The sequence below is a fragment of the Corallococcus sp. CA047B genome, from assembly GCF_003612065.1.
Lineage (GTDB): Bacteria > Myxococcota > Myxococcia > Myxococcales > Myxococcaceae > Corallococcus > Corallococcus praedator.
Genome location: NZ_RAWD01000046.1, coordinates 17,129 through 37,991, shown reverse-complemented (window position 1 = coordinate 37,991; position 20,863 = coordinate 17,129). Strand labels below are relative to the sequence as shown.

Genomic DNA, 20,863 nt, shown 5'->3' with positions numbered 1-20,863 from the left:
GGCTTCGAGGCCCTCAACGGCAAGCAGCACGGCAGCAAGACGCTGCGCGGCTTGCTCTTCTCCACGCGCAGCGTCTTGCTGCCGTGCTGCTTGCCGTTGAGGGCCTCGAAGCCCGTCGAGTCTGCCTCCGCGACGAAGACGTACGCGAACGTGGGGCGCAGCTCCGCGCGCACCATCTTGCCCACCGGGGCGCCCGCGTCCTCCATCGCCGTGGCGATGCTGCCCGGCCCCAGGCCGTCGGCGGTCCCCAGGTTCACCCAGAGCTTCACCTCGCCCGGGCCCGGCTCCAGCGCGGCGGACGACACCGGCGCGCCACGGCCGCGCTCACCCCGGTCCTCGCGGCGGGGCTCGTCGCGGCGCGGACGGCGCTCACGCTCAGCGGACTCCGCGCGCGGGGCGGGACGCTCCGTGCGCTCACCCCGGTCCTCGCGGCGGGGGGGACGCTCGCGCTCGCGGTCCTTGCCCCGGCGCTCCAGGGGCTTTCTCTGCTCCACCGGCTCGCGCTTCTCCGTCTCACCGGCGGCCTGCGCCTTCTCCATGCGCAGGTGGCTGAAGAAGTACTTGATGAGGAACGCGATGAGGTCGTCCGCGTCGCTGCGCGTCTTGAGCTGCGACGCCAGGGGCAGGAAGCCCTCGAAGATGCTGGAGCCCGTCGCCTCGCGGATCTCCCGCACGTGGCGCTCGGTCCACAGGTGCATGGCCTCTTCCGGGGCCGGCATCTCGCGCATCTCGAACTTGATGCCGAACTTCTTCTCCAGCACGGAGAAGGTCGCCAGCTCGCGCCCGGAGAAGAGGTTGATGGCGGTGCCCTTGTTGCCGATGCGGCCGGTGCGGCCCACGCGGTGCAGGTACACGGCCGGGTCCTCCGGCAGGGAGTAGTTGATGACGTACTCCAGCCCGGAGATGTCGATGCCGCGCGCCGCGATGTCCGTGGCGACCATGAAGGCCACCTCGCCGCGCTTCACCTTGCCCATCACCCGCTCGCGCTCCTTCTGCGGCAGGTCTCCGTTGAGCAATTCCGCGTCGAAGCCGTTGCGGTTGAGCACCGCCGTCACCAGCGCCGTGTCATCCCGCGTGTTGCAGAAGATGATGGCGTTGGAGGGCTCTTCCTTCTCCAGGATGTAGATGAGGTTGCGCGGCTTGGGGAACTGATCCGACACGTCGTAGCGGATGTGGTGGATGTGCTCCACCGTGAAGACGTCGCCGGACAACAGCAGCGTCTCCGCGTTCGTCGTGTAGCGCGCGATGAGGTTCTGGATGTCCGTGGGGACGGTGGCGCTGAAGAGCAGCACCTGGCGCGTCTTCGGAAGACGGTCGAGGATCCGCGTCACCTCCTCGTAGAAGCCCTGGTTCAGCATCTCGTCGGCTTCATCGAGGATGGCGTGGTCGCAGGCGTCCAGCTTCAGGTTGCCGCGGTTGATGTGGTCGAAGACGCGGCCGGGGGTGCCCACGATGATGGGCGTGCCCTCTTCCAGCGCGTCCTCCTGCTGCTTCATGGAGGCGCCGCCGTAGATGGCCGCCACCTTCACGCCCTTGTACTTGGCGAGCGTGGTGAGCTCCTCCGCCACCTGCAGCGCCAGCTCGCGCGTGGGGCAGAGGATGAGGGCGCGCACGCGCTTCTCATCGGGGGAAATCTTTTCCAGCAGGGGCAGGCCGAAGGCGGCCGTCTTGCCCGTGCCCGTCTTGCTGCGGACGATCAGGTCCTTGCCCGCCATCGCGGGGCCGAAGGCCTTGGCCTGGACAGGGGTGGGATTCGTGTAGCCGCGATCCGCCAGCGCGCGGCGGAGGGGCTCGGAGAGGTTCATGTCTTCGAAGCTGATGTCCGCGATGTACTCGCCGGGACGCGTCGGGGCTTCGTCAGGCGCCGGGGCTCCCGGCGTGGGCTCTTGGATGTCGCTCATCAGGCATGGGCATAGCCCCTGCATTACCCTCTGGCAACAATCGCGGCACTTTGGGGTATGGAGCGCGCATGGCGAATGGGAGGAAGAGAACCAATAGTCCGGCCCCCAAGGCCCGCGCGAAGCGGGCATCAGCCCCCGTCCGCCCGGACGCCGCCCGGGAGGAATCCGGGGTGGAAGCCGAGGAGGGAGAGGCCCTGGATCCGGACTCCCTGGAGCCGGACCTGGCGGAACTGAACGAAGCAGAAGCGGAAATCGAGGAACCCGCGCCCCGCGCCGCCCGGGTGCCCGCGAAGGCCGCGGCCCTGGTGCGCGCGGAGAGCGCGTCCGCCCTCACCAACCGCGACCCGCTCCAGGCCTACATGGCCGAGGTGACGCGCCACCCGCTGCTCACCCGCGAGGAGGAGCATCAGCTGGCCAAGGACTACCAGGCCACGGGGGACGTGCGGGCGGCCTACCGGCTGGTGGCCTCCAACCTGAGGCTGGTGGTGAAGCTGGCGCACGAGTACCACCGCAACCCGCTGTCGCTCCTGGACCTGGTGCAGGAGGGCAACATCGGGCTGATGCAGGCGGTGAAGAAGTACGACCCGGACCGGGGCGTGAAGCTCAGCAGCTACGCCGCCTGGTGGATCCGCGCGTACATCCTCCGCTACATCATGGACAACTGGAAGATGGTGAAGCTGGGCACCACCGAGGCCCAGCGGAAGCTCTTCTTCAAGCTGCGCCAGGAGCAGGACAAGCTCATCTCCCAGGGCTTCGAGGCCAGCCCGCGCCTGCTGGCCGAGCGCCTCAACGTCACCGAGCAGGACGTCGTGGAGATGGACCAGCGGCTGGGCCACGACGAGCTGTCCATCGACGCACCGCTGGGCAACGACGGGGACTCCGGCGGCACGCGCGCGGACCGCTACCTGCCGTCCACCGCGGTGCCCGCCGACGAGCGGCTGGGAAGCGAACAGCTCAAGGCCCTCTTCCGGGAGAACCTGAACGCGTTCGCCCAGACGCTGGAGGGCAAGGAGCTCTACATCTTCGAGCACCGCCTCACCGCGGACGAACCGCTCACGCTCCAGGACATCGGGGACAAGTACGGCGTCAGCCGCGAGCGGGCCCGGCAGATTGAAGCGGCCCTCATCAACCGGATGCGCGAGTTCATGCGCGAGCGCATCCCGGACTTCGACATGGTGGCGGTGCCCAAGGGCTGAAGGCAGCCCCCGGGCGCCGGCCCCGGCCGCTACTTCCAGGGCCGGGAGATGATGCAGGCGTTGATGCCGCCCACGCCCATGGACAGCTTGCCCGAGCACCCCTCGGGCGCCGGCTCCTCGTGGTCGAACACGAAGTGCTTGTGCACCTTGGCGATCTGCTTGTTGAGCTCCGGGGCCGCCAGGGGCGTGGGGTAGACCTTGCCCTGTTCGGCGCCCAGGTACTGCGCGGTGAGCTCCCAGCCGCCGCCCGCGGACATGCCGTGGCCGAAGGTGCCCTTGCGCGCGGTGATGAGCACCGAGTCGGGCAGCACGTCGCGCAGGTTCTGCACCTCCAGGAAGTCGCCCGGGGTGGCGGTGGCGTGCAGGTCCCAGCTGCCCACGTCCTTGGGCTCGCAGCCGGCGGAGGCGAGCGCCTCGCGGATGGCCAGCGTGGGGCCTTCCTTGGACGGGGTGATGATGTGGTCGGCGTCCGCGGTGACGCCCACCGCGACGGGCTCCAGGCCCAGCGCCTTGTAGCCCTTCTGGGTGAAGTGCTCGTAGTCGCCCACCACCCACACCACCGCGCCTCCGGCGATGTGCGTGCCGCGCAGCGCGGTGAGGGGCTTGGACACGGCGGCGTCCGCGGAGATGACGCGCGCGTTGTAGAAGCCGCCCACCACCAGCGGGTTGGGCGCCGCGTCCGTCATGCCCAGCACCACCGCCTTGGCCTCGCCCAGGCGGATGGCGTTCATCGCGAGCTTCAGGCCGTAGCCGAACGACGAGCACGCGGCCACGGGCGCGAACGTCATGCCCGTAATCTGCCCCAGCATGGAGACCTGCGAGGCGGGCGTGTTGTGGATGTTCCACAGCACGTTGGAGGACACCGCGTTCCAGGGGGGCTCCGGGGAGCTCCACTTCTTCTGCAGGCGCGCGTTGCGCGTGCGCTTCTCCTTGATGACGGCGAGCTTGGCGGACTCCACGTCGCCCTCGTCGGGCACGCCCATGGCTTCAATCTCGCGCAGCTCCTCCAGGTACTCGCGCAGCTCCGGCGAGCGGCCGGCCCAGAAGTGCCACCAGTCGTCCTCCGCCTTGTCGCGCTCCACCTCCTCGATGGTGGAGGGCTCCGGGGGCATGCCGGGCAGGGCCTCGCGCGTCTCGCGCCACGCGCGCACGGCGCTGTTGTGCTCGGGGCTGGCCCAGAAGCGGTCCCACCGGCGCTGGGCGCGGTAGAGGTCCAGGGAGATGTTCTGGATGGTGGGCAGGTCGCCCAGGCCGGTGCCCACGTAGACGTGCGCGCGGGCGCCCAGGTCCTGGAGCTCCTTCTCGATGCCGGGGTTCTGCGACAGCGACTGGATGAAGGCGCCGATGGCGTACTGCGTGGGCTGCCCCATCTTCCGCTCCAACTGGGAGAAGCGGCTGCCGGGAAAGCGCGCGTCGATCCACGGCTTGTAGTCGGCCAGGTTGAAGGTGGGGTTGCCGACGAGGAAGTTGTCCGGACCGAAGCCGTTGAAGGGGGTCAGCCAGGTCTCGGAGGACGCGAGGTTCTTCGCGAACGCCTCGATGTTGGGGGAACGCGGGGCAACCACGCCCCAGCCGAAGATTCCGACTCTGCGCACGGGTGTTTCCTTCGCCGCCGGGGGGAAGACTACAGCGGCTGGATCTTGAGGTTGTCGAAGTGGACGCGCGTCTGCCAGCCCGAGAAACCGAAGTACCGGTTGCGCGGGCCGTAGAGGGGAGAGGCGTCCTGGAGGGACAGGAAGGGCTTGCCGTCCACTTCCCACGACAGGAGTCCATCCCGCCGGGTGATGCGGAAGTGGAAGCGCTGGCCGGGGGTGACCACCGCGCCGTCGCGCACGGCGCGGTCGTTGGTGTGCTCGTGCTGGCGGGCGATGACGGACTGGGTGTTGCGCCAGCCGCCGAAGATGAAGACGTAGCCGGTGGCGGTGTACTGCAGGCGCGGGTCCCCCGCGTAGAAGGAGCGGCCGTCGCCCCAGGCCTCCACCTTCATGTCGCCGTCGGCGCTGTCGGCCCAGGCGTCGAATTCGATGGAGGCGTTCTGGGGCAGGGGCTTCTTGAGCCACATGGGGCGGTTGCCCACGCCCTGCACCACCAGCGCGCCGTCTTCAATCTTCACGGCGGCGGGGTTCGTCACGTTCCACGCGTCGCCAATCGTGGCGCGGTTGAAGTCGTCCTCGGAGGGGCCCGCGGGCAGCTCGGGCTCCTGCTTCATGGCCGTGGCGGGCATGGAGTCCGGAGTGCCGATGCGCAGGTTGTCGAAGAACAGCTGCGACTCCCAGCCGGACAGGCCCAGCCGGTCGTGCCCCTTGCCCTTGAAGGGGAACGGGTCATCCAGCTCCGCCACGAGCGTGCCGTCGATGGCCCACTTGAGCACGTTGCCGCGCCGCTCGATGCGCCAGTGGTACACGCGGCCGGACTGCACGGGGGCGCCCACGCGGGACTCCACGCGCACGGCGGTGTCCTTCTTGAAGACGCCGGTGGCGACGAGGTCCGCGCCCTGGCCGCCGCCCTTCTCCGCGATGCGGGCCGCGCGGCGCTGGAGCGCGTCCAGCGCGGGCGCGTTGATGTCACGCCGGGCGATGACGGACAGGCTGTTGTTCCACCCGCCCTGCACCAGCACGTAGCCGGAGGCCGGGTCGCGCCCGTTGCCGAACAGCTCCACGCGGATGTCGCCGTCGGGGTACTCCGGGCGCACGTCGAACTCCACCGCCACGTCGTCCGGCAGCGCGGCCTGGAGCCACAGCGGGTTGTTCTTGGGCGCGGGGCCCAGCAGCTCCCCGTTCGTCACGCGCCAGAAGGCGCCGGTGGAGAAGAAGTCGCGGGCGACGATGCCCGGGTCGTTGAAGGACTGCGCGTAGGGGAGGGTGGCGGTGATGTCCGCCTGCCCCCGGAAGAGCGCGTAGTGGATGAGCGGGAACTGGAGGAGGACGACGATGCCGGCGAGGACGGCCCAGCCCCTGCGGGTGAGCCCGTCAGGCTTCCGCCACGCCTCGGCGGGGGAGGCCCCGGGAGCGGGCGGCAGGGGCGCCGCCGTGGGGGACTCGACCTGCTTCTCCTTGTCCTTGCGGCTGGCCTGGCCCATCGATGCTCGGGGAACTCCGGGGGAAATGGCGGCGGAATGTACGCCCCGGCCCCCCCGGCGTAAAGGATTGCCGGGAGGGGACTACTTGACCCCCCACCGCTTCTCGAGCGCCCGCTGCTCCGCCTGGCGCAGCTTCTGCTTCTCGCGCTCGGCCTTGCGTTGATCCGACTCCTCGGGCGTGGGGCGCACGGCGAGCTGATAGACGCTGCCGGCCAGGGCGAAGAGCAGGGCCGCGATGATGACGCCCCAGGGACGGCTGGCCACGGCCTCCACCACGCCGCCGAACTGGTGCAGTGCCGCGAGCGCGCCAATCACGAACAGCCACGCGCCCACCGCGGAGGCGACGATGCCGCTCACCTGCCGGTGCAGCAGCGCGCCCACGATGCCGCCCACGATGAAGCCCGGGCCGAAGCCGAGCAGGAAGTCGTTCTGCCCGGCGATCTGCCCCGCGACGAGGCCCAGGGGCACGCCCACGCCCACGAAGGTGATGGCGGGTGGGAAGAGGAAGCCCACCGCCATGAGTCCCGCGGCCACGAAGGTGGGCAGGCGCGGATCCAGCTCCATCATCCCCAGCTTCTGGGTGATGGCGCCCGTCCACACGAGGCCCAGCACCGCGCCCACGGGGCCAGCGACCAGACGGAACATCCGGCCTCCGCCCGCGAGCAGCAGCACCACGCCCACGGCCGCGAGCACGACGCCGGCCCACATGGGCAACAGCCGGTAGATGCCCACCCAGCCGGAGGGGTTGAAGGTCTGGTAGGACTTGAGCGCCTGGAGGAAGCCTTCCATGGCGCGTCATCCTACCGACATTGGCCGCTAGGAATAGCGGGTCAGCGCGAGCGCCAGCAGGACGGCCAGGATGACGGCGCCCAGCAGGGCGAAGCCGTAGAGGGCGCGGGGCGTGGCGGTGGCGCGCAGGAGGTCCTCGGCCCGCTCGCGGTCTTCCGGGGAGGGGGCCTGGGCCAGGATGCGCCGGGCGTCCTGGCGGGCGCCCACCACGTCCCCGGCGTCCTTGCGGGCCCAGGCCGCGCGCACTTCGTCGGAGCCGGGGGCGCCGGGCCCTGGGGGCGTCTGTCCGCCTTTCGCCATGGCGCGCGTCTATACCAGGGAATGTGGACACCCGCCGACGGTATAAGCACGTCTCCATGCCCGTGCGGTCCCTGTCCCGTCGAAGCCTCCTGCTCGCCACGTCCGCGCTCGTCCCGCTGCTGTCCCGGCGTGCGTCCGCCTTTGGCGAGAAGAGCCGGTTCATCCCCGCCGTGGCCCGGCACGGAGGCCGCTGGGACGGACGGCTGTCCGGCCTGCGGCGGCTCGCGTGGGAGCTGCAGCGGCGCACGTCCGTGGAGGTGGTGCCGGACGCGCGCCCGTTCGCGCTCAGCAGCCAGGACCTGTTCGAATACCCCTTCCTGTACTTCGGGGGGGACGGGGCCTTCCCGCCGCTGACGGACGCGGAGGTGACGAACCTGCGCCGCTACCTCACCTACGGCGGCTTCGTGTTCGGGGACGCCAACGACGGCAGCGACGGGGACGGCTTCGATGCGAGCTTCCGCCGGGAGATGGCGCGCGTGCTGCCGCAGAATCCGCTGAAGGAGACGCCGGGGACGCACGTCGTCTTCAAGTCCTTCTTCCTGCTGGATGCGGCGCCCGGGCGGCTCTTGCACAAGCCGCTGCCGCTGGTGGCGAGCGTGGGCAAGCGCGCGGCGGTCATCTATTCGCAGAACGACGTGGCGGGCGCGTGGAGCCGCAGCGAGTCCGGCGACTACGAGTTCGACGTGTCCCCCGGCGGCGAGCCGCAGCGCGAGCTGGCCATCCGCCTGGGCATCAACCTGTGCATGTACGCGCTGTGTCTGGACTACAAGGACGACGCGGTGCACCTGCCCCTCATCCTCAACAAGCGGCGCTGAAGGACCCTGGCGCGCGACCGAATGAACTCCCCGTCCTTCAACGCGTGGAAGCTCGTCAGCCTTTCGCCCCTGCCGGTGTGGGCGCTGGTGTTGTTGGCGGTGGGGCTCGTCGCCGGCATCGCGCTGGCGGCCTGGGGCGTGCGCAGGGAGCCGTCCCGTGGCCGGCGGCTGCTCTTGTGGGGGCTGCGCCTGGGCGCGGGCCTGGCGGCGTTCTTCTTCCTCCTGGAGCCCGGCATCCGGCACCTGCAGGTGGCGCGGATGAAGAACCGGGTGGCGGTGCTGGTGGACCGCTCGGCGTCCATGAACTTCCCGTCGGAGCCGGGCGGGCCCACGCGCAGCGCGCAGGTGGCGGCGTTCCTGGAGAAGGCCGCGCCCACGTTCGCGTCCTGGAAGGACCGCTTCACGGTGGAGGTGTACGGGGTGGACCCGGAGCTGTCCCCGGTGACGCCGGCGCAATTGGGCAGCGAGCCCGCGCGCGCGGGGACGACGGACCTGCTCGCGGCGCTGCGGTCCGCGTCGGCGGCGGGGCAGGGGTCGCGCAAGCTGTCCGGGGTGCTGCTGTTCAGCGACGGCGCGGACAACGCGGAGTTGAAGGCCGGGGCGGTGGGCCGGGCTCGGGCGGCGCTGACGGACCTGGGCGTGCCGGTGTCCACGTTCCTGGTGGGGCAGGAGGCGCTGAAGGACCTGGCGGTGGAGGGCCTGAAGGTGGACGACTTCGCCTTCGTGCGCAACTCGCTCACGGTGGAGGTGGAGATCCACGGCCGGGGCTTCGCGGGCCAGGACATCCCGGTGGTGCTCAGCCAGGAGGGCAAGACGGTCGCGAACAAGCTGGTGCGGATGACGACCGCCGACGACGTGAAGCCGGTGTCCTTCACCTTCACGCCGGACCAGACGGGCCGGTTCGTCTACACGGTGACGGTGCCCACGTTCCCGGATGAGGCCGTGAGCGAGAACAACAGCCGGTCGTTCACGCTGAAGGTGATCCGCGACCGGGTGCGCGTGCTGCTGGTGGTGGGCCGGCCTTCGTGGGACGAGCGGTTCCTGCGCGGGCTGCTCAAGCAGGACGCGAACGTGGACCTGGTGTCGTTCTACATCCTGCGCACGCTGTCGGACGACCCGGGGGTGACGAACGAGCGCGAGCTGTCGCTCATCCCGTTCCCGATGGAGGAGATCTTCGACACGAAGCTGCACACGTTCGACGTCGTCATCTTCCAGAACTTCGGTTACTCGGACCCTTCGCTGTCCATCGCGGAGTACGAGCGCAACCTGGAGCGCTACATCCATGAGGGGGGCGCGTTCGTGATGATTGGCGGCGACAGCGTGCTGGGCGAGGGCCGCGCCAGCATGCCCACGCTGATGGAGGCGCTGCCGGTGGAAGCGGCGGGGCCGGCGAACCCGGAGCCCTTCAAGCCCCGGCTGACGCCGGAGGGGTTGCGGCATCCGGTGACGTCCATTGGAACGGGCGCGGCGAGCACGGAAGGCACGTGGGGCGAGCTGGCGCCGATTCCGGGCGCGAACCTGACGCGGGCGCGGCAGGGCGCGACGGTGTTGATGGACCACCCGTTCGCGACGGTGGATGGGAAGAACGCGCCGCTGGTGTCGGTGTGGGACTACGGGCGGGGGCGGGCGATGGTGGTGGCCACGGACGCGACGTGGTCGTGGGCGTTCACGGCGCACCGGGATGGTTCGCCGAACCGCGCGTATGACCGCTTCTGGGGCAATGCGCTGCGGTGGCTGGTGCGCGACCCGGACCTGACGACGCTGAAGGTGACGGCGGACCCTCCGTCGGTGGAGCCGGGGCGTCCGGTGGGCGTGGTGGTGCAGGCGCGGATGGCGGACTACCAGCCGGCGCAGGACGCGCAGGTGCGGGTGGAGCTGTTCTCGGTGGCGACGCAGAAGCCGGTGGCGGTGCAGACGGGCGCCACGGGGGCGGACGGCGTGGTGCGGCTGGAGTTCGCGCCGCCGGCACCGGGGCCGTACAAGCTGCTCGCGTCGGCGAAGAAGGGCGACACGGACCTGGGCAAGGGCGAGGACGCGGTGGCGGTGCGCGCGGTGGGCCCGGAGCTGTCGGACGCGTCGGTGCGGCCGCAGTTGATGGAGCAGATCGCCAGCGTCACGGAGGGCAAGGCGTACAAGCTGCCGATGGACGGGCTGCCGGACGTGCCGCTGTTGGATCCGCCGGTGGTGGAGGTGGGGCGCGCGAAGGACCAGCCGCTGTGGGATCGCTGGTACTACCTGGTGGCGCTCATCGCCCTGCTCGGCGCGGAGTGGTTCGCGCGGCGGCGGTTCGGGTACGTGTGAGGCGGCATGTTCTCCGCCTGCTGGGCTCGCCGGTGTCGCTACACGCCTCGGGTGAGCCGAGCCGTGTCCAGGCCGTCTTCGATTTCAAGTTTCCGTGCCCGAGCGGCAATCCGTTGCAGTGGGGCCAGCATCCCCATCACGGCGCGTCCCAGGGCGAACTCTACGAACGGGCGTTGGGCATCAAGAGGGCGCGCCTCGTGGCGCCAGGATACGGAGTCCAGTGATGTCTCCGTCGTGGCCGCGCATCCGCCTCCATGGGCATGACGGGGATGCGAGCATCCTCCGTGTGCGGGACGGCCTGGGCGCGGCGTTCTACCTGCGCAGTTCCCACGATGACGTGAAGGAGTCCGTGGCGCGGGTGCTGGAAACGTATCGTCGCGCCATCGCCCCACACACCCTGGGCTGGTACGCGGATGATGAAGGGAACTGGCAGCCGTTGGACGCGAGCGGCTGGCGCTTCATCGAACAGCGGTTGTCCTCACCGCGCGCCGCCGGGGTCTCCCTGTTGGAAGATGCGGAGACGATGACGGGCTATCGGTTCAGCTACCACGGACGGTGGTTGGGCCATCCGCTTCATCTGAACAGTCCAACCGTAACGTCCGCGGTGGGATTCGGGTTGCCTGCGGAAGACCCGAGCGCGGAGTTGCTCCGAAAGGTGTCCCTGGAGATGGCCACGCTGCTGCCCTTCGACTCAGGGCACGCGGGCTTGTGCTTCCAGTTCGACGAGGAGGCCCTGGGGCTGACCGAAGGCATCCGACCGCTGGCCTTCCTCTACCCCGGGCTGGACGTCCCGGAGCTGCGGCGGGATTCGCTGCGGATCGGCACCCGGCTTCGGGGAACGCATTGGATGACGTTCCTGGGACCGACCGTGCTTGCCGACGTGGGCGGCGTCGATGCCTTGCGCACGCGGCTTCGTTCTCCGGGGACCACCGTCAAATCGCTAGCGTCAGGACGTGCGGTGGTGACGCTCGGCGAACAACCCCTCACAGGGGATTCACGACAGGGCGAAACGATGGAGGCCTATCGCGAGCTGTCCCGGCTCCTGGAGCCCTGGATGGACCTGGACCGTGAGGCCTGGGATGGCTTCTCGGAAGAGGACATGCGGCGCTGGGAGCGCCGCTTCCTGGATTGAACCCAGGCCATGCTTCGCGGGGCCTGGCGTGCCCCGCGAAGCAGTGACTCGTGACTCCTACTTCTCCGCGACGCCGCAGGCGATGCGGCCGCCGGCGTCACCGGTGGGGTCGGTGTGGTAGTCGTCCAGCTTGGCGTGCACCACGACGGCGGAGCCGTCCTTGTCGAACATCGACTTCAGCTTGAGGCCCTGGGCGAAGACGTCGAACTGCACCTTGCCGTCCGCGGGGACGTAGAGGTTCGGCAGGTCGCCCTCGTGCTTGCCCTTGGGCGACATCACGCCGTGCTGCTTCTTCGACGGGTTGAAGTGGCCGCCCGCCGTCTTGAAGTCCGGCGCCTCGCACGTGCCCGTCTCGTGGATGTGGATGGCGTGCTCGCCCGCGGGCAGGTTCGTCAGCGTGCCCTTCACCAGCACGCCGGCCGGGCCCTGCTCGAAGGTCACCGTACCCACGTCCTTGCCCTGGGCGTCCTTCAGCGTCGCCTTCGCCGTCTCGCCCGGCTTGGGCGCGGGCTTCTTGGCCGCTTCCGTCGCCGCCGGAGCCGTGGCGGCCGGAGTCCCCGCATCCTGGGCCAGGGCGGGCGTGGTGGTCAGGGCAGCGGCAATCAGCAGGGCGCGAATCGTCATGGGTTCCAAGGCTCCAGGAAGGAGGGTTACGAAACGCCGCGACACTACCCGCCGCACGGCCCCATCGCAGGAGAATGTCCACCCCCCCGCGCGTCGGGTGATGGGGAGTCATCACTCCGGCAGGCTTCCCTCCAGCGGCACCGGCACCACCCGGGAAGCCCCGAACGCGGGCGCCCACACCCGCTGCACCGCCGCCCCGTTCAGGAAGCGCATCACCGCGCGGAACGCCTCCGCCGGGCCTCCCAGCGTCTCGGCCCAGGCCTGACCCCGGGGCGACAGGTTGGGCACCCTGGGGCCCAACTCCTCGCACGACTCGGCGCTCCGGGTGATGCCCAGGCCTTCGTCCCGCACACGCTGGGGCACGTACAGCGGCGCGAACCTCGCGTGCCGGTGGTCGTGCACGCAGCCGGGCTCCTCCAGCAGCGCCGCGGACAGGGGCAGCTCCCGCACGTTGAAGAGCAGCTTCACCGCGTCGTGGTGCGGATCATACGGGCCGCGCAGCCGGTGGTCCCCTCGCGGAATCAAGCGCCGGTCCAGGTAGCAGAACGCTCGCGCTTCGGGCGGCAGCGCGCCCCGGTGCCGGGCTCCGCCGTAGCGGAAGAACGGGCGCACGTGGCACGGGTCCACCTCCAGCGCCGGGCCCTGCTTCAACGCCCGCAGCTTGGGCAGCAGCCCGGGCTCCAGGCCGTACTCCCGCGCGAAGTCCTCCAGCGTGTCCTCCGTCGCGGCCGCGAAGGCCCGCAGGCGCGCGAGCAGCCGCTCCGCGTCCGCGTCCACCAGCAGCTCGTCGAAGCGCGTCTTCACCCCGGGCAGGCTCACCGGGATGAGCGTGGTGAGCAGCTCGCCCCGCGCCCTCCAGTCCGCGTCCAGCACCGCGGCCTCCTGGGCGATGGGGGACAGCCGCCACTCGGGCGGCTCCGGCGTGAAGCACTGGCCCACGCCCTTGTGCTCGTAGCGCGGGGGCGGGGCCTCGCTTCCGGACCGCGACGTCCACACCGTGATGCACGTGCGCACCTGCGTGCCCGTGAAGATGCCCGGCCCCAGGTCCACCACCTCGCGCAGGTGCAGCGCATCCAGCAGGGCACGGCGCAGCGGCGCGTAGATGAACGACTCCAGCAGGCTCGCGGGCGTGATGAAGGCCAGCGCTCCCGGATGCGTCGCCAGGCGCTTCATGGCGACGAGCAGGAAGAAGGCGAAGTCATCCCGCAGGCTGGTGCCGTGCGGCATCGCCAGGGGCACCAGGGCCCTCAGGCGCGCGTAGGCGTCCGCGTCCTTCAGCACCGGCGACGTGCCGTTGTAGGGCGGGTTTCCCACCCATAACTCGGTGTGCCCTTCCGGCGTCCCCGCGAGCAGGGGCTCCAGCCCGCCTCGCAGCGCATCGCCCACGCGAACGTCCGCGCCCGGCACCCGGGCCTGACACAGGCGCGCGACCCCGGCGTCCAGTTCCAGGCCGCACAGCCTCGCGTCCGGCCGGTGCCGCGCCGCCGCCGCGAGGAAGGCCCCCGCGCCACAGGCCGGGTCCACCACCGTGAGCGGGCCCTGGCCCACGTGTCCGAGCGCGAGCGCCAGGGTGCGCTCCACGATGGGCGCGGGCGTGTAGAACGCGCCCACCGCCTTGCGGTTGATGCCGGGGAACTGGTGGACCAGCAGCTCCTCGTCCACCTCGGGCGTGTCGATGGCGCGGGGCATGCCCGGCCATCCTAGCCAGTTTCACCCTCGGTGCCGGGCGGGGTCCAATCCAGGGCCGTCCCACACCGCTTGCAGAAGCGCGCATCCGGGTCATGACCCTGTGCGCCACAGCCCGGGCAGGCCTGGGTGTCCACGTGCTGACGCGTGGCGGCAGCCAGCTCCACCGACACGATGCCCGTGGGCACCGCGATGATGCCGTAGCCCATCACCATCAGGATGGACGCGAGGAACTGCCCGGTGACCGTCTTGGGCGTGATGTCCCCGAAGCCCACCGTCGTCATCGTCACGATGGCCCAGTACATGGAGCGGGGGATGCTGTCGAAGCCGTTCGCCTCGCCCTCCACCATGTACATGAGCGCGCCCATGATGACGTCGATGCTCAGCACCGTGCCCAGGAAGACGATGATCTTCGGGCGGCTGGCGCGCAGGGCCGTCAGCAGCACCTCCGCCTGCCCCAGCAGGTGTCCCAGCTTGAGGATGCGGAAGACGCGCAGGAGGCGCAGCACGCGCACCACCAGCAGCGTCTGCGCCCCGGGGAACACCACGCTCAGGAACGACGGCAACAGCGCCATCAGGTCCACGATGCCGAAGAAGCTGCGCGCGTAGTGCAGGGGTCGGCGCACCGCGATGAGCCGCAGCACGTACTCCAGCGCGAAGAGCACGGTGAAGATCCACTCAGCCACGTGCAGCGCGTCGCTGTAGTGCGTGCGCACCTGCGACACGCTCTCCAGCATCACCGCGGCCACGCTGAACACGATGGCCCACAGCAGGGCCACGTCGAACACCTTCCCCGCCGGGGTGTCCGCTTCGAAGATGACGGTGTGCAGGCGGGCGCGGAAGCCGCCCACGGGGCTCTGCTCGGAAGGCCGGTTCACGGCCGCGCAGCTTAGGCGCAATCCTCCCTCCGTCGAGGATGGTGGGGGCCACGTCCCAGGGAGGGCGGTTTCGCGCCGGAACGTTCACGACCCTCCCTGGTCCTGGACCCGCGGGCGCGTTGCCGTCACCGGCTCCCGGGTCCACCGTTCCTGGCTTCCATTTCCGTGGAGCGGAGGCTTTCCGGCGCAATGCGAATCGTCGAAATGATGCCTACGTGGGGGCTCGCCCTGGGGGTGCTGGCATTGCTCTATCTGAGCCTGGAAGCCGGCTATTGGCTCAGCCACCGCAAGTCAGGGATGGACGACGTGTCGGCGCTCCAGGCTTCGGTGCTCGGCCTGGTGGCGCTCCTGCTCGCCTTCTCCTTCTCCATGGCCTCTGACCGGTACACGCTGCGCCGCGACCTCGTCGTCAAGGAGGCGAACGCTATTGGCACGTTCTACCTGCGCACGGACTTCTTCCCCGAACCCACGCGCGGCGAGATGCGGACCCGGTTGCGCCGTTACACCGACATCCGGCTGGAGGGCTACGAGGCCGCGGGGAATCCGGAGCTCTTCGAGCAACTGCTCCAGGAATCGAATGCGCTCCAGGACGAGCTCTGGTCCCTGCTGAAAGGCGTGGCGCCACAGACCCCGACCGCGGTCCTGACCCTCTCCACCGAGGCCCTCAACGACCTGATTGACGTCTCCGGGGAGCGCCTGGCGTCAGCCCGCAACATCATTCCGAACACCATCTTCGCCCTGCTGCTCGTCGGGATGCTCGGCTCGGCGATGCTCCTGGGCTTCCGGCCGGATACGCGCAATCGGGGCGGCATCCCCTGGCTCATCTTCGTGGTGATCCTCACCGCCGTGATGTTCACCCTCGTGGACCTGGATGTCCCCCTGCGCGGACGCATCCGTTCCGATCAAAAACCGCTGAGGGACCTCCAGCAGCAGCTGCGCTCCATGCCCTGACGCTCTCACGGCAATCGGCGTGGACGCCGTCCGTTCAGGAGACATGCGGACCCTGAAAGACATCCCGAAGCGCGCCCCCCTCTGCCTGCTGGGTCTGGGCCTCGCGCTGACTGCGGGCCTGGCCACCGCGGAGGAGGAAGCACCTCCCACGCCCCAGGCCGTCATGCGCGAGGCGCGCCGCAGCGTGCTCCCGGACGGCATCGAGAAGGCGGAGGCGGTCCGCATCGGTGGCATCGACCAGTGGATTTCGGTCCGGGGACGCCACCGGGACAACCCGCTGCTGCTCTTCCTGCACGGAGGCCCGGGCTTCACGTCCCTGCCGTCCTCCTACTTCTACCAGGGCGAATGGGAGGAGTTCTTCACCGTCGCGCACTGGGACCAGCGGGGCGCGGGGAAGACGCACGCGCTCAACGCCCCGGACAAGGTGCGCCCCACCCTGACCGTGGACCGCATGGTGGCCGACGCGGAGGAGGTGGTCGGCTACTTGCGCAAGACCTACGGCAAGAAGCGCATCGTGCTCGTGGGACACAGTTGGGGGACCGTGCTCGGGGTGAAGCTCGCGCAGCGCCATCCGGAATGGTTCGACGCCTATGTCGGCATCGGCCAGGTCGTGGACGTCCCCCGGAACGAAGCGCTGGGCTACGAGGCCACGCTCCAGGCGGCTCGCGCGGATGGGAACGCGAAGGCCGTCGCGGAACTGGAAGCGCTCGCGCCCTTTCCGGATCCGAAGGATGCCGCGCGCCAGTTGGTGAACCTGCCGAAGGAGCGCCGGTGGCTGTCGCGCTATGAGAGCTACAACTGGCGCGACCGGAGCTGGCACGGCGCGGAGGTCTGGCGCTTCAGCCCGGACGTCACGCAGAAGGACCTCCAGGCGCGGGATGAGGGCCTGGACGCAAGCTTCGTGGCGCTCTGGGGTGCCATCTCCCAGGTGGACTTCACGCCGGTGAAGCGCTTCGCGTGCCCGGTGTTCCTCTTTCACGGGCGGCATGACCTCACCACGTCCGCGCGCCTCATCGAGCCCTGGTACGACGCACTCCAGGCCCCCTCGAAGAAGCTCGTCTGGTTCGAGGACTCCGCCCACATGGTGCACGAGGAGGAGCCCGGCAAGGTGCTCGTCCGACTCGTGCAGGACGTGCTTCCCCTGACTCGGGGGAAGTAGCGCTTCTGCCTTGGAAGAAGAGAGGACGGAACCCGGGCCCCTTTGGAAACACCCGGGTTCCGTCCCTGTCCCCCACGTCGAGGAAGAAACCGTGGAGGACCGCCGAGCAGCCTTCAAGCCTTGTGCGGAGCCTCCGGGATGCCGGGCGGCACCGAGCCCGCCACGCCGGGCGGCGTCACCACCGGGGGCGGAACCAGCGCGCCCACGTGCATGCGGTGCTGCACCTCCGCGAACCGCCGTGACGCCTCCGCCTCCGGCGACACCAGCGACACCACCCACCCCACGAAGAACGACAGCGGAATCGTCACGAGCCCCGGGTTCTTCAGCGGGAAGGGCGCCGACGCGTGCCCCAAGAGCTCCACCTGCACCGTGGGCGACAGGAAGATGAGCAGCACCGCGCTGAAGGCGCCCGTCAGCATGCTCGCCACCGCGCCGCGCGTGGTGAAGCCCTTCCACAGCATGGACAAGAGCAGCGCCGGGAAGTTCGCGCTCGCCGCGATGGCGAACGCCAGGCCCACCATGAAGGCCACGTTCTGCCCCTTGAACACGACGCCCAGGATGATGGCCAGCACGCCCAGCAGCAGGCTCGCCAGCCGCGCCACCTTGAGCTGTTCGGCCTCCGGCGCGTGGCCCTTGCGCACGACGTGCGACCACAGGTCATGGGACAGCGCCGCCGCGCCCGACAGCGTCAGGCCCGCCACCACCGCGAGGATCGTCGCGAAGGACACCGCGGCGATGAAGCCCAGGAAGCCCGTGCCGCCCACCACTTCCGCGAGCATGGGCGCCGCCATGTTGCCGCCCTTGTCCACCGCCGTGATGCCCTGCCGGCCCACCAGCACCGCCGCGCCGAAGCCCAGCACGAACGTCACCAGGTAGAAGAAGCCGATGAGGCCCGTGGCGTAGAACACGCTCGTGCGCGCCGCCTTCGCATTGGGCACCGTGTAGAAGCGCATCAGGATGTGCGGCAGGCCCGCCGTGCCGAACATCAGCGCCACGCCCAGGGAGATGGTCTCCAGCGGGTTGGCCACCAGCTTGCCCGGGGCCAGCACCTCCGGCCCGTACATCTTCGCCGCCTCGTTGAAGAGCGCCGCCGGGTTCATGCCGAACTTCCACAGCACCGCCACCGCCAGCGCGGACGCGCCGCCCAGGAGCAGCACCGCCTTCACGATCTGCACCCACGTCGTGGCGATCATCCCGCCGAACAGCACGTAGAGGATCATCACCGCGCCCACGATGACCACGGCCATCTCATACGAGAGGCCGAAGAGCAGGTGGATGAGGTTGCCCGCGCCCACCATCTGGGCAATCAGGTAGAAGACGACGACGGTGAGCGTGCCCACCGCGGCGGACAGGCGCACCGGGGTCTGCTTCAGCCGGTAGGCCACCGCGTCCGCGAAGGTGTACTTGCCCAGGTTGCGCAGGGGCTCCGCGATGAGGAACGTCACCACCGGCCAGCCCACCAGCCAGCCCACCGAATAGATGAGCCCGTCGAAGCCGGACGTGGCCACGAGCCCCGCGATGCCCAGGAAGCTCGCGGCGCTCATGAAGTCGCCCGCCAGCGCGAAGCCGTTCTGCACCGCGCTGATGTTGCCGCCGGCGGCGAAGAACTCGGAGGTCGTCTTCGTGCGGCGCGCGGCCCAGTAGGTGATGGCCAGCGTGATGCTGACGAAGATGAGGAAGAAGACGATGGCCGTCGTGTTGGGCTGGCCAATCTGGGAGCCTGCGGTCGAGGGATTCATGAAGTGCCCTTTCGGCGCTAGCGGCGCAGCTCGTCGAGGATGTGGTCGTACTTGCGGTTTGCCCACAGGATGTAGAGGCCCGTCAGCACCCAGGCGACCAGGATGGTGACCGCGCCCAGCACGATGCCAATGGACAGCCCCGGGATGAGCTGCTGCCCCATCAGCGGCCGGTTGAACGCCACGAGCAGGATGAAGCCCAGGTACGTCACGAGCATCGCCACCGTGAGCGCTCCCGCCACGCGCCAGCGCGCGGCGGCGAGTGCCTTCAGGACATCGTCCTTGGAATTGCCATACATCGGTGTGCCTCCTCGGCAGTGAAAGGGAAGGGACCGCGGGCCTTCAGCGTCGCGAGGCCGGAGGCAGCCCCTTGGTCAGCAGTTCGTCCAGCACCGCGGGGTCCGCCAGCGTGCTGGCGTCGCCCAGGTTCTCCGTCTCCCCGCTGGCGATCTTCCGCAGCATGCGGCGGAGAATCTTCCCCGAGCGCGTCTTGGGCAGGCCCGACACCAGCACCACCCGGTCCGGCGCCGCGATGGGCCCGATGACGTGGCGCACCTGCTCGCGCAGCGCGCCCATCATCTTCTCGTCCGGCGTGCGCACGAAGTCCGGCTTCACCGTCACGAAGGCGCACACGCCGGTGCCCTTCAGGTCGTGCGGGTAGCCCACCACGGCGGCCTCGGCGACGGCCTCGTGCGCGACAAGGGCGCTCTCCACCTCCGCGGTGCCCAGCCGGTGGCCGGACACGTTGAGCACGTCGTCCACGCGGCCGGTGATCCAGTAGTAGCCGTCCTCGTCGCGGCGGCAGCCGTCGCCGGTGAAGTACAGGGGCAGGAATCTTGCGTAGTACGTCTCCACGAAGCGCTCGTGGTGGCCGTACAGCGTCCGCGCCTGACCCGGCCAGGAGCGGGCCAGACACAGGTTGCCGCTGACGCCGTTGCCCTCCAGCACCTTGCCCTCTTCATCCACCAGCACCGGCTCCACGCCGAAGAAGGGCAGGGTGGCGCTGCCGGGCTTGCACGGCGTCGCTCCGGGCAGGGGCGCGATGAGGATGCCGCCCGTCTCCGTCTGCCACCACGTGTCCACCACGGGGCAGCGTCCCTCGCCCACCACGTCGTGATACCAGCGCCACACCTCCGGGTTGATGGGCTCGCCCACGCTGCCCAGCAGGCGCAAGGACTTGCGGGAGGACTTCGTGACGAACGCGTCCCCCTCCTTGATGAGGGAGCGCAGCGCGGTGGGCGCGGTGTAGAGCGTGGTGGCCTTCACGTCGTCCACCACCTGCCAGAGGCGGCCCGCGTCGGGCCAGGTGGGCGTGGACTCGAAGAGGACGGTGGTGGTGCCGGTGGAGAGCGGGCCGTACACGAGGTACGAATGGCCCGTCACCCAGCCCACGTCCGCGGTGCAGAAGTGCACGTCGTCCGGCTGCGTGTCGAAGATGTAGCGGAACGTGGTGGCCGCGTACACGAGGTAGCCCGCCGTCGTGTGCATCACGCCCTTGGGCTTCCCGGTGGAGCCCGACGTGTAGAGGATGAAGAGCGGATCCTCGGAGTCCATCCACTCCGCGGGACACACGCCCCGGTGCTTCTTCACCTCCACGTCCAGCCAGTGGTCGCGGCCCTCGCGCATGGGCACGTCCTTGGCCGTGCGGCGCGCGACGAGGACGGACGTCACCTGCGTGAGACCCTCCAGGGCCTCGTCGGTGATGGCCTTGGTGGCCACGTTCTTGGGGCCGCGCGGGCCTTCATTGGCGGTGACGACGACCTTCGCGCCGCAGTCCAGCACGCGCTCGCGCAGCGAGTCCGCGGAGAAGCCGGCGAACACCACGGAGTGCACCGCCCCGATGCGGGCGCACGCGAGCATCGTGTACGCCAGCTCCGGCACCATGGGCAGGTACACGATGACGCGGTCGCCCTTCTTCACGCCGTGCGCCTTGAGCACGTTGGCCACGCGGCCCACGTGGTGTTGCAGGTCGCGGAAGGTGATGACCTCGTAGTCGCCGGGCGTGTTCTTCGCCCAGATGATGGCGGCCTTGTCCGGGCGCGCCTTCGCGTGGCGGTCCACGCAGTTGACGGTGACGTTGAGCTTGCCACCCCCGAACCAGGTGAAGTCGGCGGCCTGCTCGTTCACTTCCCGGATGGTTTCGGGGGGGGGGAACCAGGTGAGCTGCCGGGCCTGTTCGCCCCAGAAGGCGTCGGGCGCGTCCAGGCTCTGGCGGTAGAGGCGCTGGTAGTCCTCCAGGCTCTTCACGTGGGCGGTGCGGCGGAAGGCTTCCTTGGGCGCGACGAGCAGGTCCTGGGCGGGTGCCATGGCGGAGGT

Annotated in this window: 17 protein-coding genes; 6 read left to right on the top strand and 11 right to left on the bottom strand. The window is 69.9% G+C overall.

Annotated elements, in window-relative coordinates:
• Positions 1-1,901, bottom strand: a 1,901-nt coding sequence (locus D7X74_RS10700; protein WP_120532831.1) for a DEAD/DEAH box helicase, incomplete at its 3' end; no start/stop codon positions are given.
• A 68-nt stretch (positions 1,902-1,969) separates the two neighbouring features.
• Here D7X74_RS10700 and D7X74_RS10695 point away from each other — a divergent pair.
• Positions 1,970-3,097 (top strand): RNA polymerase sigma factor RpoD/SigA, encoded by a 1,128-nt coding sequence (locus D7X74_RS10695; protein ID WP_120532830.1) that lies wholly within the window; start codon positions 1,970-1,972, stop codon positions 3,095-3,097.
• Positions 3,098-3,126: 29 nt separating this feature from the next.
• Here the strand turns inward: D7X74_RS10695 and D7X74_RS10690 are convergent, their stop codons facing one another.
• The 4 genes from D7X74_RS10690 to D7X74_RS10675 all read right to left on the bottom strand — a co-directional run bounded on the left by D7X74_RS10690 (position 3,127) and on the right by D7X74_RS10675 (position 7,265).
• Positions 3,127-4,692: a beta-ketoacyl synthase N-terminal-like domain-containing protein gene (locus D7X74_RS10690; RefSeq protein WP_120532829.1), complete on the bottom strand. Its 1,566-nt coding sequence runs from the start codon at positions 4,690-4,692 to the stop codon at positions 3,127-3,129.
• A 29-nt stretch (positions 4,693-4,721) separates the two neighbouring features.
• Positions 4,722-6,176: a hypothetical protein gene (locus D7X74_RS10685; RefSeq protein ID WP_120532828.1), complete on the bottom strand. Its 1,455-nt coding sequence runs from the start codon at positions 6,174-6,176 to the stop codon at positions 4,722-4,724.
• Positions 6,177-6,257: 81 nt separating this feature from the next.
• Positions 6,258-6,965 carry a hypothetical protein gene (locus D7X74_RS10680; RefSeq protein WP_120532827.1) on the bottom strand — a complete coding sequence of 236 codons (708 nt, stop codon included), beginning with the start codon at positions 6,963-6,965 and terminating at the stop codon, positions 6,258-6,260.
• Positions 6,966-6,992: 27 nt separating this feature from the next.
• Positions 6,993-7,265 carry a molecular chaperone DnaJ gene (locus tag D7X74_RS10675; protein WP_120532826.1) on the bottom strand — a complete coding sequence of 91 codons (273 nt, stop codon included), beginning with the start codon at positions 7,263-7,265 and terminating at the stop codon, positions 6,993-6,995.
• Between the two features lie 56 nt (positions 7,266-7,321).
• Here D7X74_RS10675 and D7X74_RS10670 point away from each other — a divergent pair, with 56 nt between their 5' ends.
• From D7X74_RS10670 to D7X74_RS10660, 3 genes are all read left to right on the top strand, one after another.
• Positions 7,322-8,080, top strand: a complete 759-nt coding sequence (locus tag D7X74_RS10670) for a DUF4159 domain-containing protein (RefSeq protein ID WP_120532825.1) — start codon at positions 7,322-7,324, stop codon at positions 8,078-8,080.
• Positions 8,081-8,101: 21 nt separating this feature from the next.
• A complete protein-coding gene (locus D7X74_RS10665; protein WP_120532824.1) occupies positions 8,102-10,381 on the top strand; it encodes a glutamine amidotransferase in 2,280 nt (759 codons plus the stop codon).
• A gap of 223 nt (positions 10,382-10,604) precedes the next feature.
• Positions 10,605-11,513, top strand: a complete 909-nt coding sequence (locus tag D7X74_RS10660) for a type VI immunity family protein (RefSeq protein ID WP_120532823.1) — start codon at positions 10,605-10,607, stop codon at positions 11,511-11,513.
• A 57-nt stretch (positions 11,514-11,570) separates the two neighbouring features.
• On the opposite strand, the gene D7X74_RS10655 is transcribed toward D7X74_RS10660, so the two are convergent.
• The 3 genes from D7X74_RS10655 to D7X74_RS10645 form a co-directional block, all read right to left on the bottom strand.
• Positions 11,571-12,137 (bottom strand): superoxide dismutase family protein, encoded by a 567-nt coding sequence (locus D7X74_RS10655; RefSeq protein ID WP_120532822.1) that lies wholly within the window; start codon positions 12,135-12,137, stop codon positions 11,571-11,573.
• A 111-nt stretch (positions 12,138-12,248) separates the two neighbouring features.
• Entirely contained in the window at positions 12,249-13,826 is a 1,578-nt protein-coding gene (locus tag D7X74_RS10650; protein WP_120532821.1) for an N-6 DNA methylase, read from the bottom strand.
• 11 nt (positions 13,827-13,837) lie between these two features.
• The gene (locus D7X74_RS10645) at positions 13,838-14,701 is read right to left on the bottom strand and encodes an ion transporter (protein WP_120532820.1); all 864 of its coding nucleotides are present in this window, start codon (positions 14,699-14,701) and stop codon (positions 13,838-13,840) included.
• Positions 14,702-14,890: 189 nt separating this feature from the next.
• Here D7X74_RS10645 and D7X74_RS10640 point away from each other — a divergent pair, with 189 nt between their 5' ends.
• Both D7X74_RS10640 and D7X74_RS10635 read left to right on the top strand, forming a co-directional pair.
• Positions 14,891-15,652, top strand: a complete 762-nt coding sequence (locus tag D7X74_RS10640; protein WP_120532819.1) for a DUF4239 domain-containing protein — start codon at positions 14,891-14,893, stop codon at positions 15,650-15,652.
• Positions 15,653-15,695: 43 nt separating this feature from the next.
• Positions 15,696-16,811 carry an alpha/beta fold hydrolase gene (locus D7X74_RS10635; RefSeq protein ID WP_120532818.1) on the top strand — a complete coding sequence of 372 codons (1,116 nt, stop codon included), beginning with the start codon at positions 15,696-15,698 and terminating at the stop codon, positions 16,809-16,811.
• A gap of 113 nt (positions 16,812-16,924) precedes the next feature.
• Here D7X74_RS10635 and D7X74_RS10630 read toward each other — a convergent pair whose 3' ends face one another.
• Genes D7X74_RS10630 through acs form a run of 3 tightly spaced genes read right to left on the bottom strand, consistent with a single transcriptional unit; the run spans position 16,925 to position 20,854 of the window.
• Positions 16,925-18,550, bottom strand: a complete 1,626-nt coding sequence (locus D7X74_RS10630) for a sodium/solute symporter (protein ID WP_120532817.1) — start codon at positions 18,548-18,550, stop codon at positions 16,925-16,927.
• Positions 18,551-18,567: 17 nt separating this feature from the next.
• Positions 18,568-18,846, bottom strand: a complete 279-nt coding sequence (locus D7X74_RS10625) for a DUF485 domain-containing protein (protein WP_120532816.1) — start codon at positions 18,844-18,846, stop codon at positions 18,568-18,570.
• Positions 18,847-18,889: 43 nt separating this feature from the next.
• Positions 18,890-20,854, bottom strand: coding sequence for an acetate--CoA ligase (gene acs / locus D7X74_RS10620; protein WP_120532815.1), 1,965 nt, complete (start codon positions 20,852-20,854; stop codon positions 18,890-18,892).
• Between the last annotated feature and the right edge of the window lie 9 nt (positions 20,855-20,863).

Excerpts from the sequence above, each read along its gene's own strand:
- D7X74_RS10625 (WP_120532816.1), bottom strand. The coding sequence starts at position 18,846 with ATGTATGGCAATTCCAAGGACGATGTCCTGAAGGCACTCGCCGCCGCG.
- D7X74_RS10665 (WP_120532824.1), top strand. The coding sequence starts at position 8,102 with ATGAACTCCCCGTCCTTCAACGCGTGGAAGCTCGTCAGCCTTTCGCCC.
- D7X74_RS10635 (WP_120532818.1), top strand. The coding sequence starts at position 15,696 with ATGCGGACCCTGAAAGACATCCCGAAGCGCGCCCCCCTCTGCCTGCTG.
- D7X74_RS10655 (WP_120532822.1), bottom strand. The coding sequence starts at position 12,137 with ATGACGATTCGCGCCCTGCTGATTGCCGCTGCCCTGACCACCACGCCC.
- D7X74_RS10650 (WP_120532821.1), bottom strand. The coding sequence starts at position 13,826 with ATGCCCCGCGCCATCGACACGCCCGAGGTGGACGAGGAGCTGCTGGTC.
- D7X74_RS10695 (WP_120532830.1), top strand. The coding sequence starts at position 1,970 with ATGGCGAATGGGAGGAAGAGAACCAATAGTCCGGCCCCCAAGGCCCGC.
- D7X74_RS10660 (WP_120532823.1), top strand. The coding sequence starts at position 10,605 with ATGTCTCCGTCGTGGCCGCGCATCCGCCTCCATGGGCATGACGGGGAT.
- D7X74_RS10640 (WP_120532819.1), top strand. The coding sequence starts at position 14,891 with ATGCGAATCGTCGAAATGATGCCTACGTGGGGGCTCGCCCTGGGGGTG.
- D7X74_RS10685 (WP_120532828.1), bottom strand. The coding sequence starts at position 6,176 with ATGGGCCAGGCCAGCCGCAAGGACAAGGAGAAGCAGGTCGAGTCCCCC.
- D7X74_RS10680 (WP_120532827.1), bottom strand. The coding sequence starts at position 6,965 with ATGGAAGGCTTCCTCCAGGCGCTCAAGTCCTACCAGACCTTCAACCCC.
- D7X74_RS10670 (WP_120532825.1), top strand. The coding sequence starts at position 7,322 with ATGCCCGTGCGGTCCCTGTCCCGTCGAAGCCTCCTGCTCGCCACGTCC.
- D7X74_RS10675 (WP_120532826.1), bottom strand. The coding sequence starts at position 7,265 with ATGGCGAAAGGCGGACAGACGCCCCCAGGGCCCGGCGCCCCCGGCTCC.
- D7X74_RS10630 (WP_120532817.1), bottom strand. The coding sequence starts at position 18,550 with ATGAATCCCTCGACCGCAGGCTCCCAGATTGGCCAGCCCAACACGACG.
- acs (WP_120532815.1), bottom strand. The coding sequence starts at position 20,854 with ATGGCACCCGCCCAGGACCTGCTCGTCGCGCCCAAGGAAGCCTTCCGC.